This is a genomic window from Candidatus Falkowbacteria bacterium (genome assembly GCA_018674305.1).
In the GTDB taxonomy this organism is placed as follows: domain Bacteria; phylum Patescibacteriota; class Patescibacteriia; order UBA11705; family JABHMO01; genus JABMRF01.
In genome coordinates this window covers 18,292-31,908 of the sequence record JABHAL010000004.1, presented here as the reverse complement: position 1 = coordinate 31,908, position 13,617 = coordinate 18,292, and the positions used below count along the sequence as shown (strand labels likewise).

Here is a 13,617-nt window from a genome sequence, read left to right as displayed (position 1 = left end):
ATATAGAATATGGCTAAATCACAATTCGCTCAAAATGAAGAAAAATTAATAGAAAAATGGGAAGAAAAAAATATTTTCCAAAAAACTTTAGACAAAAAATCGACTAAAGGTAATTTTGTTTTTTTTGAAGGCCCACCAACTGCTAACGGTAAGCCTGGTATTCACCATGTATTAGCACGAGCGTTCAAAGATGTAATTCCACGCTACAAAACAATGCAGGGTTTTCATGTGGAAAGAAAAGCGGGCTGGGATACTCATGGGTTGCCTGTTGAACTTCAGGTTGAAAAAGAATTAAAAATTTCTGGTAAACCGGACATTGAAAAATTTGGAATTGAAGAATTTAATGTTAAATGCAAAGAAAGCGTTTGGCGATACAAAAAAGATTGGGAAGAACTGACTCGAAGAATTGCATTCTGGGTGGACATGGAAAACCCATATACAACTTATTCTAATGATTATATTGAATCATTGTGGTGGATTTTTAATCAGGCGCATGAGAAGGGTTTAGTTTACAAAGGATATAAAGTTGTCCCGCAATGCCCGCGCTGTGGAACTGCACTATCTTCTCACGAAGTTGCGCAAGGTTACAAAAATGTGGAGGAAACTTCAATCTATATCAAATTTAAAGTCAAAGATCAAAAAGACACCTTCATTCTTTCTTGGACGACAACTCCTTGGACTTTGCCGGGAAATATTGCTCTTGCGGTTGGTGAAAGTATCAGTTATGTGAAAGTTAAAGTTGAAAATGAATTTTATATTCTGGCTGAATCATTGCTTGGCGAAGTTTTTGAAGACAAGGTTGAAGTTGTTGAAAAATTAATAGGAAAAGATTTATTGGGAATAGAATATGAACCATTATTTCCTGGTGCGGTGGATGCTGGCGATAAAAAGGCCTGGTTCGTGGGTAAGGCAGATTTTGTCACTACCGAAGACGGAACTGGAATTGTGCATACTGCAGTAATGTATGGTGAAGATGATTTTCAATTTGGTCTAGAAAATGATTTACCGTTTGTTCATACTGTTGATGAAGGTGGAAAATTTGTTGAAAGCGTTCAGAAGTGGGCCGGAAAGTTTGTTAAAAGTTCTAAAGTTGAAAAAGAAATTGTTGAAGATTTAGAAGAACGTAGTTTGTTATTGAAAGAACGAATGTATGAACATGATTATCCGTTTTGTTGGCGCTGTGATAGCCCATTGCTTTATTACGCAAAGGATTCTTGGTTTATAAAAATGTCTGCGTTGAAAGATGAGTTAATAAAAAATAATGCAAAGATAAATTGGGTGCCTGACCATATTAAAACTGGAAGATTTGGTGAGTGGTTAGAAAACGTTAAAGATTGGGCTATTTCCAGACAACGATATTGGGGCACACCACTTCCGATTTGGGAATGTGATAAGTGTGAAAAGTTTGAAGTGATTGGTGACTTTGCCGAGCTTGAGAAAAAGACAGGTGCATTACCAAAAAATGGTAAGGGTGAGTTGGATTTTCATCGACCATACGTTGATACTTTAGAATATGGTTGTGGTTGTGGCGGTCAGATGAAGAGAACTTCTGATGTTTGTGATTGTTGGTTTGATGCAGGGTCAATGCCATTTGCTCAGCATCATTATCCTTTTGAAAACAAGGAATTAGTTGATAGTGGAGAGCAATATCCAGCTGAATATATTTCTGAGGCGATTGATCAAACTCGTGGTTGGTTTTATACGTTGCTGGCAGTTTCAACTTTTCTTGGTAAAGGTGCTAGTTATAAAAATGTGATTTGCCTTGGACATATTCGTGATAAAGATGGAAAGAAAATGAGTAAGTCAAAAGGAAACGTTATAGATCCATGGATGATTGCTGATAAGTATGGAGTTGATGCTCTGCGTATGCATTTGTATACAATTAATCAACCGGGAGAGCCAAAGAATTTTGATGAGAATGCAGTTAAAGATGTCCTTCGTAAGACTGTAATGTTGCTCGGTAACGTTGTTAATTTTTATGGAATGTATGGAGAAGTTAAAAGTGAAAAGTTAAAAGTGAAAAGTAAGAATGTTTTGGATGTTTGGATTGTTTCAAAGTTAAATTTACTAATTCGGGATGTGACGAAAGATTTGGAGGAATATCATGTTTTTGAAAGTGGGCGAAAGATTATGGATTTTATTGATGAGCTATCTACTTGGTATGTTCGTCGTTCACGAGATAGATTCAAAACTGAAGGAGCAGATAAAGAAAATGCAGTAGCGACTTTAAATTATGTCTTAAATGAATTTGTGAAATTAATCGCACCTTTTATGCCGTTTGCAGCGGATAGTTTTTATCAAAAGCTTGATGGCGAAAAGGAATCAGTGCATTTAGCAGAATGGCCAGTGTCTGATAAAAAATTAATTGATGAAAATGTTTTGAAAGATATGGAATTAGCTCGGCAAGTTGTGGAGCTTGGATTGTCTGCGCGTGATGAAAAACAAATTAAGGTTCGACAGCCATTACAGTATCTTCGTTATCAAGGTACAAAACTTGATAACCAATTAGAAAATATTATTGCGGAAGAACTTAATGTCAAAGAAGTAAAACACACCAAAGAGGTGAGAGAACAAGCAGATCGTGTTGTTAAAGAAGCTTCAAACGTAAAGGTGGGATTAAACATTGAATTAACGGATGAATTAAAACTTGAATGTTTAGTTCGTGAGTTAACCAGGCAAATAAACAATCTTCGTAAAAATCAGGGTTTAACTCGAACGGATCAAGTTAAATTAGTTTATTCTACAAAAGGGGAACAACTTAAAAAATTATTCGCTAATGAAGATATGGTTGAAAAATTAAAACAAGCTACATTATTAACTGAAGTTGAAGAAGGGGGCGGAGAAACCGAAGTTAAGGTTAATGATGAAACAATTAAGATAACTCTTGAAAAATAAGATAAGCATATTCTAAAAACAGCCCTGTTAAAGGGGCTGTTTTTGTTTTAGGAAAATTAAAGCGATTCTGCTCGCGATTTACGACGAAGCGTTTCAACAGTTTTCAGTGTTATGATTTAGCTAAAATTAAATAAAAAAAGTAGAAACGAGTAAACTTTTGTTGACGGTACTTGACAAGTTTTAAAATGCATGCTATACTTCTATGTTGAGTAAAAAAAAGTTTTTTGTTCTCGACCAGTACAGGCAATTTGCTTGTATTCTAGAAATAAGGATGTAGGTGTAACAACTGAACCCTTGTTTCCGGAAATATATCCCTCGCTTATATAAATGCCATTAATTCAAATTTATTTATCTGGCAACATATTACAGAGGGATTTAGAGATAAACTTAATGAGACTAGACTCATTTCCTAAAGTTCTTCGGGGCTTGGGGGATGAGATGTGGTCATTATCAATTTATGTTCTATATTGCACCGGTTGGTAGCGCGCAGCTGCTTTCCCAGGTTGAAGCCTTGGCTGACCTCACCAAACAAAGATCGATAACGTCCATTGGAGGTGATACGAGGAAGTAAAGGTTTTGTAGAACAAAATACAAAAAGTCTAGGCTACTCTTAGCGAGAACCTAGACAGGTAAATGAAAGCATTTTACCACTGCGCAAATAAACTCTTGCGTGAATAAAAATATTCGCGCACCTATCGTAGCAATTAAATAAAGCTTTGATTATTACGATGGCTGTGGAGTGCCTGATAGTTCCGTAAGGAACGATATGTCTACCCTATCCCGGGGAAGGCAGGGTATCAGGCTTGCCTGTTATCCAAATCTCCACCACATTTTCTAGCGAGAAGCTCTTCGGAGTTATCGTGAACAGGGCCCCTAATGACAGGGGGAGTCACCTTGAGAAGATGTGGTCCAAGCTCTTGGTCGGAGCAAAGGAAGTTAGTGGCTTGCCTTACGCCAATAAGGTGGAGTCGGTAAAGTTGGTGGTTGTCTGTCGTGAGTCGCAAGCTTACGGGAGGGGACCCGCTCTGCTACCAGCACAGGGAATTTAACATAAAATTCTATGTTAAAGGTAAAGGTAGAGCAAATCAGTCAGTGTCGGGCCATGCCGCAATGCGTGTTTGGCCCAGGGGAAGGGTCTTATACGATGTAAAGCGGAAGCGAGGCCAACCCCTCGCATGTGTCAAAGCCTTTGGCCGGGCGGAGATGCAAGAAACTGACTGAGGCTATAGGGGGCGCACACTCCCTTAACTTGAAACTTGGATGGAGGCCTCCTGCCTCGCCTTCGGGCGGTCAAGGCGGGTGGCCAAGAATCCAGGATGTGTGGTCAAAGCGACAGCCGTTAAGCAGCGGTGGTGGAGACTCTCTTGATCGGGAGTGAGTGTCGCACTGATGATTGTCCACCTACAGTCATCTCCCTACTTGCACAAGCTCCTAGAGCTTGTGCAATCATCAGAGTAATTAATAAAAATTGATTATTTTGATGACTCTAATAAAGGAGATAGTGATGAGAAAAGGCGAAATGATTAGTGGTTGGGATTTTGAGACCGACGAGCCTTTCAGTATTGAAGACGAGCATGAGAGGTATTTGAGAGAGGTTGCTGTTCGGGTAGACTGTCCAAAATACCCGTTTGGGCGCCCGCCTTGCCTAGGTTGTAAGGAGTGTAAGGCTCCAAGTGCAAGTAAATAGTTAGCGAGCGCATGTAGCAGGTGTTTGCGTGCTCATTAGAGTAATTATGTTTATTGATTATTGTGATGACTTTGCGAAAAGTCTAAAACCACTGGGATAGGTTGTTCGCAGCAGCCAGTACCGAGGGCAGAACTCACAAACGATTATTGTCTAACACATGACAATGGTTGTTTTCTGGGGAGCCTGAAGAGAAGAGTAATTTTTCTAACAGACTCTTAGGAGCGTTGGAAAATATTATTCTTCAGAGCTAGAGGGTCTATGGGATAAGGGCCATAGATTTGAGATTCTAGTTCACTGCGAAAAAATAGTGTGTAAGTAATTTGTTAAGTCGACATGACCAATAACTTGCAGTAAAAATTGTGTAAGGGTTGCTCAGGGGCAGGCCGGGAGCATATTGCTCAACCGGCTATGGGGTGAGACAGCACTAGTAAAAGGTAGTGTTGAGTTCATTAGGACGATCGTAGGTGTACGCAAGCACCATTACGAAAAGAACCAGCCATACACGTTCTATGGTTATAAAGGGTTCTTTAAAAAGGAAGGTAAAGTCTTAGCGACAAACCTTTCAGACAGGGGACAATGGACTTTTAGTGAGCCATTGTTGTTAAGTCATACTATTATGGGGAAAATGTCTCGGTAAAGTGGATAACCCTTGTCATTGCGTTTCTTGTGCATAAGTAACATTTACTTGTGCATTCATCAGAGCAATTAATGAAAATTAATTTTTCTGATGGCTTAACAAAAGGAGATAGCCAATGCGGAACGCGCGGAATCTGGTGGCTGAGGCGACGAGTTTTCTTCGTCAGAATGGGTTTACTGCTGGTGGTCGGGAGCGTGGAAGCGTAACCCGTGAGCAGTACCTGTTCGAGCGGGCAATGCGTTCGCAACCCACTGGGGGGATGCCCAGAATGGGAAGGGTCAAAAAGAGGTGACTCACGCAAAGATGATCCGTTGTCAGACAACGGTGACTCTCTTGAGCAGTCAATTGCAAGATTGACTTTTGAAGAGAATAAATTTAATAATACATTGGAGGTTCACCATGAATCAGCAGAAGAACGTGAGTTTTTGGTCCGGTGTGGAGATCGATGGTCAGTCGCTGGAGACCCAGGGGTTCAAGATCGGAGAAGGCTGGCAGGTTGAGCACGAGATGGTCACCTCGGAAGGTTCGTTTTTCGGCATGGTGTTTTTTCGCAAGAATAGCTTCGGTGATCGTGAGCTGGTCACAGACCAGGCAATTATTGATCAGATGAAAGCAATGTATGCTGATGATCAGATTGTTGACGCGAAGCGTGACGCCACAGCTAAGGACTTTGCTGAGAAGTTGCACGGTGGCGACGAAAGAGCTGAGTCCATGATCCGCATGCATCTGGAGTTTGAAGACAGCCTTGAACCGTATTCAATGGAGCGGGAAGGGGTAATGTTTTACCAGGTGGGCCGCAACGCCTCACACCAGTTCTACTTCGGGATGAAGGAAGGACAGGCCTACCGCTACGCTTGCGGTGAAGGTTGGGAAGATGAGGACACAGGTGAGTGGAACTTAGACGAAAGTCAATACCCAGTCGACAACTGGGACGGATACTGCGGCCACTTTTAGCCGCACCAAGAGTCTTACTACACTGTAAGGCTCTTTTTTGTTGTGGTTCGAAAATTAGTGTGGTAGTATAATAAGAGTGTTAAATAATATTATATTATTTATGGAAAAATTTGATGTGATCATTGTTGGCGGAGGGCCGGCAGGAATGTTTGCTGCATATGAATTGGTTAATCAAAAGCCAGATCTAAAGGTTTGTTTAATCGAGCTTGGTAATTTAATAAAAAATCGACAAAGAAGTGAGGTTATGTCAGGCATTGGTGGAGCTGGTTCTTTTTCTGACGGTAAATTGCATTACACACCTGTTTTAAGTCATGAAAAAATGCTACATTTATATAATGAAGCAGAATATCAAAAGTATTTGGATTATGTTGATGAATTATTTACCAGATTTGGTGTAACTGCAGAATATTATCCAAAAGATATTGATGAGGCAAATCGATTAGCAGATGACGCCAAGAAAAAAAGTATTAAATTATTTGTGCGCAAAGCGCGACATGTTGGTAGTGATAAATTACCACAGGTAATTGAGAATTTTGAAAATCATTTATTAAATAAAGGGCTGATTATAAAAGATCAAACTGAAGTGATTGATATTATTATAAGTGGAACAAGTGTAACGGGTGTGAAAACAGATAAAGGTGACATTTTTGCCGACAAAGTTATTTTAGCGCCCGGACGAATTAAGGCTCGCTGGTTACAAAAAATATCGGAAAAATATAATTTGCCATACACCTATGAAAAAGTTGAAGTGGGTGTAAGAGTAGAATTTCCAGAAGCTGTTTTAAAAAAACATGCAGATTTAATGTATGAAACGGTATTTATGATGAGGACGCCAACTTTTGATGATGTGGTAAGAACTTTTTGTCCTTGTCCAAAAGGTCATGTAGCGGCAGAACAATACAAGGATTTTGTTTGTGTGAATGGACATTCAAATTCAGATCATAATTCATTAAATTCTAATTTTGCTTTTGTGAGTGAGGTGACTTTAACGGAGCCGGTAGAAAATACAATTGCTTATGCTAAATCAATTGCCAAGTTGGCGACCACAATTGGAGGAGGTAAACCAATTGTGCAGAGAATGGCTGATTTATATAAGGGAAGGCGTAGTACTTGGGAAAGAATTAGTAAAAGTTTTGTTATTCCAAGTCTAAAAGATGTAACACCGGGTGATATTTCTATGGCTTTACCTCATAGAATTGTAAAAAACATTAAAGAAGGTTTAGAAATGTTGGATCAAGTTTTACCAGGCATTGCTTCGCCACATACTTTATTATATGCGCCAGAAATTAAACTTCGTTCTTCAAAGTTAAAAACAGAAAAAGATCTACAAACCAATATTAAGGGTTTGTATGTAGCTGGTGACGGTGCAGGTCTTTCTGGAAATATTACTGGGGCGGCGGCTACAGGTTTGATTGTCGCTCGCGGAATTTTGAATTTGTGATTTAAAGATTCAGGTTTTGAGCATTTGAATTTATTTAGAATTTAGATATTAGAGTTTAGGATTTTACAACATGGACATTGGAATAGAAAGAGGAAGCACAAATAGTGGATCAAGTGAATTCAGAAAAACAACTAGAACAATTATTTTTGTTTTATTATTATTTTGTTTGTTTGTTTTCTTGATCATGGCACGAGTTCAGTTTAAGTATGGTTCGAAAATAGTTAATCCTGAAAGTTTATCTCCACCAAACGTGGCGTTAGTATTTGGTGCAGGATTAAAAGCTCGTGGTGTTCCTGGAGTTGTGCTTCAAGATAGAGTTATATCAGCCATTAGACTTTATCAGGAGGGGCGAGTCGGTCGCTTCATAATGAGCGGAGATAATAGTACAGCTAATCATAATGAAGTTCAGGCCATGAAAAATTTTGCATTGGATAATGGTTTACCTGAAGAGATGATGTTGTTTGACCATGCGGGATTAAGTACTTACGACAGTTGTAAAAACATAAAAGAGCAGTTTGAGTTAAATAGCGTTGTTTTAATTACTCAGAAATATCATTTACGTAGAGCGTTATATATTTGTAATGAACTTGGTGTAGATGCAGTTGGGGTAATAGCTCAAAATACAGGTTACGGTAAACAGTTTAAGTTTACAGTTCGAGAATGGGGCGCAAGTTTTCAAGCGTGGTTTGATTTAATTATTAAGTGATAACATAATTCATAATTCATTATTTATTCATATGAATGTACAAGAAATTTTCAACTTAGCTTTAAAATTAGGAATTAAGTCTGATTTACGTGGAGAAAAGCGAGTTTTGCAATTACAAAAAAAGAAAAAAGAACAGTATGATAAATTACCGAAAGATAAACGTAAAGATTTCAATAGAGAAAGTTTAGATAATCCATTTTTAGATAGTGGAATTCATTTCGACAGCAAAAAAGAAGTAAAAAAGGTTCTTTGCGGAATTGATATTGATACTTCAGAAATGCTTTTGGCAAAAGAACTTGGCGGAATTGATTTAGTTATTGGACATCACCCCATTGGAAAAGCGCTAGCGAATCTTCATGATGTAATGGAAATGCAAGTTGAGGTTTTAGCAGGCTATGGAATCCCGATTAATATTGCTCAAGGATGTTTAAGAATGCGTATTGCAGAAGTTGGACGTGGAGTTAGTCCGATAAATCATTATAAAGTAGTAGATGCAGCTAGACTTCTAAAAACTAGTTTGATCAATGTACATACCCCGTGTGACAACTTAGTTGCAAACTTTTTGAAGAAAAAAATGGCGCGTAAAAAGTTCGAATATGTTAGTGAAGTTATAGAATTTTTTGAGGAGATTCCGGAATATGCGGAGGCCAAAAAACGAGGTGCAGGCCCAAAACTTTTTGCTGGCAGCCCAGAAAATTTTTGTGGAAAGATTGCACTAACAGAAATCACTGGTGGAACTAGTGGCGCAAAGGAAATTTTTGAGAAGCTAGCTCAGGCAGGAATTGGAACAATTATTGGAATGCATATGAGTGAGGAACATAAGAAAGAAGCAGAAAAACATCACCTCAATGTTGTAATTGCTGGACACATCTCTTCAGATTCAGTTGGTGTTAATTTATTTTTGGATGAATTAGAAAAAAAAGGAATTGAAGTTGTCACCTGTTCAGGATTGATGAGAGTGAAAAGATCCAATAAATAAAAAAATATAGTTGACACAATTGTTGATTTAAATTAATATATTTTATTGTTCATTGAAAGGTGGAGGGAGTCATGATAGGACCAGTACGTTGTGAGCTTCATGGTCGCAAACCAATAACTTTGTTTGGTAAAGAAAATTTTGTCCATACGAACGAAGAATTGGTGGGACTGGGTATTTTTGATAGGACTTCTAAGATTGAGCGGTATGAGTGCGTTCATTTGGGGCAGAGAGAGGAAGATGAAGCTGGAACCATCTTGGTTTCTGTGGAGTTGGAAAAGGGTGTCTGGGAAGAGTTTGTAGTGGAAAAAAGAACAGACGGCTTGATCCAGTTTCGTGACCCGGGCTTTTTGCATGTAGGAAAGCTAAACGGAAAATGGACAATCTATATCCAGCTTATAGCCTTTCGTTATCCAACGCTATCGGAGGTCCCGAGATGACAAAAGAGAAAGAACCAGTTAGCCTGGTTTTAAATTTATTAGCTTCTTTTGTTTACGCCATTGGAGTTTTTGTTCTATGTGCTTGGTTTTTTTTGCTGATTGATGCAATTTGTCTAACCATTTTTGGCGGATCAAGTCATCCTGTTTTGGCGCATGTGCTTGCTGGTAGTATTGCCTTGGTGGCCTGGATTATTGGTTACAAAACAGAACAGTCATATCATTGGTTTATGAACAAAGCCGCATTGGATGTGCAAGATGGAGAAGATGGTTTTGACGGCCCAGGAATATAATAAATACAAACGTAAACTGGCTTAAATGTGGGTCAGTTTTTTCTTGACAAAGCATAGCTTTTTATTTATGATAATCTCATCGTTGTTTTCTCATGAAATAAAGAAGGGGGGCCCATGGCAGAGATTGTCGTATTTTGTCAAGACTGTGATCTGAAGGAGTACGACCACAATTTTGATATTGCCAAAAATGGAGATATTGTCTGTGTTTGTGGTAGTACAAATGTTATAATGAGCCATTTAAGGCATCGTTGTTCTGAGTGTCAAACTGCTCCAGTTAGAGTGGCTTTCAAATTATGTGTTCCTTGTCGTGATTTTCTTAAAAAAGAGAAAGAACGATTGATAACAAGTGGGCTATTGTCCCTTCCAAGTTGCGGAAATGTCGCAGCAAGTCCACTTAAGTAGCAAAAGAAAACTGACCTTCACTAGGGTCAGTTCTTTTTTTTGAAAAAGTGTAACAATTTGGCTAATCTTACGTCATAAAGAGTAGAGGGAAACATATGAATAAAAATTGTAACAATTGTCTTAATATGCGAGGCACTGATTTTACATCAGGTGCTGATTTTGGCATCTCGCCAACTTCAGTTCAATCTGATTTGACCAGTAGTCCTATTGAGATAGTTGTATTTACTTATATATAAAATAGATTATCAAAACCTCCAATAGTACGTCCGGCCAGATCAGCTGGGCGTATTTAATTTTAAAACCTTGGAGGTTTTGTTATGACGAAGAAAATTATTCGCAGTTACTTGTTCTTTAAATTTTTGTATGGTTTTCCATTTGCTTTTCATCATGCAATTTACGTTTTGTTTTTGCTTGATAATGGCATGGACATGTACCAAGTCGGTCTGATTAATTTTTCCTTTATGGTTGCAGTGTTCTTGTTTGAAGTACCAACAGGGGTGGTGGCTGATTTTCTCGGAAGAAAGTTCTCAGTGGTTCTGGGATCCTTTATCACTGGATTGGCAACGATAGTATATTTTTTAAGCTATAGTTTCTGGTTCTTTGTTTTGTCCGAAGTGTTAGTTGCATTTGGTGTTAGTATGATCTCTGGTGCGCTCGATGCTTGGGTCAAAGATTCATTAGACATGAACGGCTATAAAGAAAAAATCGGTGGTGTGTTTTCTCACGGTGAAGTTGTCATTAGAGCAGCTTCTCTGTTGGGTGGATCATTAGGAGCCTTTGTTGCCATTAGTAGTTTGCGATTACCATTTTTAATTTCCGGTATAGGCGTTATTGTTGCTGCAGGTTTGTCAATATTTATTATTGACGAGAGTTATTTTGAAAAGCAAAAACTGGGATGGAAAAAAAGTTTCCGTGGTATGGGTGTAATAATAAAAAAAAGTGTTCACTACGGCTATCAGAACAAAAACGTTTGGCGCTTGATTATAGCAGGTAGCTTGCTAATATTAATTATTCAACCACTAAACATGAATTGGTCAATTGTTTTTGAAAAAAAGATTGGCCTTTGGATTATTTCTATTGCTTGGATTGGCATTAAACTATTCGAAATGTTAGGTAACTTTGTTTGTGGTCGATTAATCGATAGGGGTGTTTCAGAAAGGATATTGATGATTTATGGAGCAATTGAGGTTGGCGTTTTTGTTTTAGTAGCCTCAATTTTCGCATCTGGCTGGTTGATTTTATGGGCGTTTTGGCTGCATGAAATTGGCCGTGGAGTCTTTAATCCCGCTCATATGGGGTATCTCCATGAAAATATTCCGTCCAAAGAGAGGGCAACAATTGGCTCCTTCAATTCAATGATAGTCAAGGCAGGAGCAGCAATTGGTTGGCTAGGGAGTGGGTATATTTCCCAGTGGCTGGATGTATCAATTGTTTGGTTGGTGGCGGGAGTGATTTGTTTAATATTCATTCCTCGGATTCTCTGGCGCCTGAAATAAGTTTAAAAAAGAAAAGGACATAGTCTGCAATGAGACTATGTCCTTTATGGTTAGAAATATTTACTTTGTCACGAAGAAACCGCTAAGGCGTTTTCCGAGTTGTGATCGGAGTACTCAATGAGTGGTTTCAGCGTTCGGACTGTTTCCTGGCTAACTCGTTGTGGCGTCAGGATATCTAGCTTGTCCTTGATGTAAATGACAAACTTGGAAGGTCGAAACATGAATACATCAGCTCGTGGATCAATTCGTTTGAGCTGGTGATATAGATCGTCCATTCCGTTGACAACGTCATCTTGGACTCTGGTAATGCCAATGCTTTTTTTCCCAGTACCGCACTCCAGATAGGTCACTATCGCTACATCAACTTCATCGCGAAGATAGCGGCGGAGTTGGTAACGAATTACCTTGGTGGTAAAAGTAGTTTCAGGAACAACTACGTACTTAATTCCGCTATACTCAAACCAGTTTGATGTACTTAGCAGAGTGTTGATTCTTTTTCGTACGGTTTTTTTGTTGTACCAAGCTTTGAACATAATCAAGCCAGACAGAATTCTGGCAGTTAAGCTATATCCCTCACTTGGAAATAGTTCAGCCACCTCCCAGGGTCCCTTTCGAAGGGTGATTGGGATAACTTTATGATCACGTCCTTGGTTAAACTCGGCTAACATCTCAGTTAGTTGAGTTTTGAACATATCCGCTTCTTCACTCTTGTTAACCGTGGAGTTCGATGTGCGAAGCAGATTTACCAAATATACAAGTTCTTCAAAAACTGGTTCTCCTTGGATATGCTGAAAGCTTTGGAAAGCAGCTTCCGTCATGCTAGTGAAACGATCCTGGGTGGCTCTCATGTAAGAATCTTCTACTTCTCGGAAGTCAACATCATAGAGCCATTTATCTTTAGCAACAAGCTGGATAAATGTGGCAGCTACACGATCAAATATTTCAATATCCAGAGTCGGCTTGAAGTCAGCCTGTTTGGTTTCCCGTCTCTTCTTTTCGTTGTTGTACCAGGACTCCAACATCATCATACTGACAATCAGTTTGTCTCGATCTTGGAGTTCGTTACTTTCTACTTCCATGTTGGACAGTAGGTCTACAATTTGCCAAGGGCCTGATTGTTCGGTGATCAGAATAACTGGGCTATCTTCTCGTCCAGTGTTGAAAGATGTAACTTCCCCGTTGAAACTTTGTCGAGTCGAACGAGCATCGGGATCTTCTTGATTAACAGTGTTGCCACTATCAACTCGATCGGCTAGGTCCACCATCTCTGCGATGATAGGATCTTCTTGCAGTTTGGTAAATGTTTCAAACATAGTTCGAGCTGCACTTGGCCAGCGTTTTCGATCCTGATGATGATCATAATCATTTGTCCCGGGATCAAAGCGATACCCAGTGTCCAAATGAAATACGATGTCGCCAGGCTCAACCAGATGTGGTTCTAGTCTTTTGCCTGAAGGAACAAAAACATACTCCACGTCTTCAGCGCCGATTCTTTTCTTGTAAGTAAGGTGCCAAAGATAACTAATTACAGCAGAGTCTGTATCCGGTCCTCCGTGATTGACCAGTACGTATCTTGTTGTCGGTTCCATTCTTTCCCCCAAAAATAAAATGTAAATGTTCAATATTATAAGGTTCTATTATAGCTTATTTTATTAGATTTGTCAATGTTTTTCAATAAGGACTTGAATTATTG

13 protein-coding genes are annotated in these 13,617 nt (G+C 39.0%); 12 read left to right on the top strand and 1 reads right to left on the bottom strand.

Annotated elements, in window-relative coordinates:
* Nucleotides 1–9: 9 nt before the first annotated feature.
* From HN643_01205 to HN643_01150, 12 genes are all read left to right on the top strand, one after another.
* The gene (locus HN643_01205) at nucleotides 10–2,895 is read left to right on the top strand and encodes an isoleucine--tRNA ligase (protein ID MBT7500277.1); all 2,886 of its coding nucleotides are present in this window, start codon (nucleotides 10–12) and stop codon (nucleotides 2,893–2,895) included.
* A gap of 902 nt (nucleotides 2,896–3,797) precedes the next feature.
* Nucleotides 3,798–3,944: a hypothetical protein gene (locus tag HN643_01200; protein ID MBT7500276.1), complete on the top strand. Its 147-nt coding sequence runs from the start codon at nucleotides 3,798–3,800 to the stop codon at nucleotides 3,942–3,944.
* Between the two features lie 455 nt (nucleotides 3,945–4,399).
* Nucleotides 4,400–4,582 carry a hypothetical protein gene (locus HN643_01195; GenBank protein ID MBT7500275.1) on the top strand — a complete coding sequence of 61 codons (183 nt, stop codon included), beginning with the start codon at nucleotides 4,400–4,402 and terminating at the stop codon, nucleotides 4,580–4,582.
* 1,036 nt (nucleotides 4,583–5,618) lie between these two features.
* Nucleotides 5,619–6,173, top strand: a complete 555-nt coding sequence (locus tag HN643_01190) for a hypothetical protein (GenBank protein ID MBT7500274.1) — start codon at nucleotides 5,619–5,621, stop codon at nucleotides 6,171–6,173.
* A 100-nt stretch (nucleotides 6,174–6,273) separates the two neighbouring features.
* A complete protein-coding gene (locus tag HN643_01185; protein ID MBT7500273.1) occupies nucleotides 6,274–7,614 on the top strand; it encodes an FAD-dependent oxidoreductase in 1,341 nt (446 codons plus the stop codon).
* Between the two features lie 70 nt (nucleotides 7,615–7,684).
* Entirely contained in the window at nucleotides 7,685–8,320 is a 636-nt protein-coding gene (locus HN643_01180; protein ID MBT7500272.1) for a DUF218 domain-containing protein, read from the top strand.
* A 31-nt stretch (nucleotides 8,321–8,351) separates the two neighbouring features.
* Nucleotides 8,352–9,299, top strand: a complete 948-nt coding sequence (locus tag HN643_01175; GenBank protein ID MBT7500271.1) for an NGG1p interacting factor NIF3 — start codon at nucleotides 8,352–8,354, stop codon at nucleotides 9,297–9,299.
* A gap of 71 nt (nucleotides 9,300–9,370) precedes the next feature.
* On the top strand, nucleotides 9,371–9,736 hold the full coding sequence (locus HN643_01170) for a hypothetical protein (GenBank protein ID MBT7500270.1): 366 nt from the start codon (nucleotides 9,371–9,373) through the stop codon (nucleotides 9,734–9,736).
* Nucleotides 9,733–10,026, top strand: a complete 294-nt coding sequence (locus HN643_01165; GenBank protein ID MBT7500269.1) for a hypothetical protein — start codon at nucleotides 9,733–9,735, stop codon at nucleotides 10,024–10,026. Before HN643_01170 ends, HN643_01165 begins: the two co-directional genes overlap by 4 nt.
* A gap of 114 nt (nucleotides 10,027–10,140) precedes the next feature.
* Nucleotides 10,141–10,428, top strand: coding sequence for a hypothetical protein (locus HN643_01160; protein MBT7500268.1), 288 nt, complete (start codon nucleotides 10,141–10,143; stop codon nucleotides 10,426–10,428).
* A 95-nt stretch (nucleotides 10,429–10,523) separates the two neighbouring features.
* Nucleotides 10,524–10,664 carry a hypothetical protein gene (locus HN643_01155; GenBank protein MBT7500267.1) on the top strand — a complete coding sequence of 47 codons (141 nt, stop codon included), beginning with the start codon at nucleotides 10,524–10,526 and terminating at the stop codon, nucleotides 10,662–10,664.
* A gap of 81 nt (nucleotides 10,665–10,745) precedes the next feature.
* Complete coding sequence (locus HN643_01150; GenBank protein ID MBT7500266.1) at nucleotides 10,746–11,924, top strand: MFS transporter; 1,179 nt, start codon at nucleotides 10,746–10,748, stop codon at nucleotides 11,922–11,924.
* A 68-nt stretch (nucleotides 11,925–11,992) separates the two neighbouring features.
* On the opposite strand, the gene HN643_01145 is transcribed toward HN643_01150, so the two are convergent.
* Complete coding sequence (locus HN643_01145) at nucleotides 11,993–13,513, bottom strand: hypothetical protein (GenBank protein ID MBT7500265.1); 1,521 nt, start codon at nucleotides 13,511–13,513, stop codon at nucleotides 11,993–11,995.
* Nucleotides 13,514–13,617: the final 104 nt, after the last annotated feature.

What these genes read in the sequence shown, in the direction of transcription:
- HN643_01190 (MBT7500274.1), top strand. Translation starts at nt 5,619, where the DNA reads ATGAATCAGCAGAAGAACGTGAGTTTTTGGTCCGGTGTGGAGATCGAT.
- HN643_01160 (MBT7500268.1), top strand. Translation starts at nt 10,141, where the DNA reads ATGGCAGAGATTGTCGTATTTTGTCAAGACTGTGATCTGAAGGAGTAC.
- HN643_01145 (MBT7500265.1), bottom strand. Translation starts at nt 13,513, where the DNA reads ATGGAACCGACAACAAGATACGTACTGGTCAATCACGGAGGACCGGAT.
- HN643_01200 (MBT7500276.1), top strand. Translation starts at nt 3,798, where the DNA reads ATGTGGTCCAAGCTCTTGGTCGGAGCAAAGGAAGTTAGTGGCTTGCCT.
- HN643_01155 (MBT7500267.1), top strand. Translation starts at nt 10,524, where the DNA reads ATGAATAAAAATTGTAACAATTGTCTTAATATGCGAGGCACTGATTTT.
- HN643_01180 (MBT7500272.1), top strand. Translation starts at nt 7,685, where the DNA reads ATGGACATTGGAATAGAAAGAGGAAGCACAAATAGTGGATCAAGTGAA.
- HN643_01165 (MBT7500269.1), top strand. Translation starts at nt 9,733, where the DNA reads ATGACAAAAGAGAAAGAACCAGTTAGCCTGGTTTTAAATTTATTAGCT.
- HN643_01170 (MBT7500270.1), top strand. Translation starts at nt 9,371, where the DNA reads ATGATAGGACCAGTACGTTGTGAGCTTCATGGTCGCAAACCAATAACT.
- HN643_01185 (MBT7500273.1), top strand. Translation starts at nt 6,274, where the DNA reads ATGGAAAAATTTGATGTGATCATTGTTGGCGGAGGGCCGGCAGGAATG.
- HN643_01175 (MBT7500271.1), top strand. Translation starts at nt 8,352, where the DNA reads ATGAATGTACAAGAAATTTTCAACTTAGCTTTAAAATTAGGAATTAAG.
- HN643_01205 (MBT7500277.1), top strand. Translation starts at nt 10, where the DNA reads ATGGCTAAATCACAATTCGCTCAAAATGAAGAAAAATTAATAGAAAAA.
- HN643_01195 (MBT7500275.1), top strand. Translation starts at nt 4,400, where the DNA reads ATGAGAAAAGGCGAAATGATTAGTGGTTGGGATTTTGAGACCGACGAG.
- HN643_01150 (MBT7500266.1), top strand. Translation starts at nt 10,746, where the DNA reads ATGACGAAGAAAATTATTCGCAGTTACTTGTTCTTTAAATTTTTGTAT.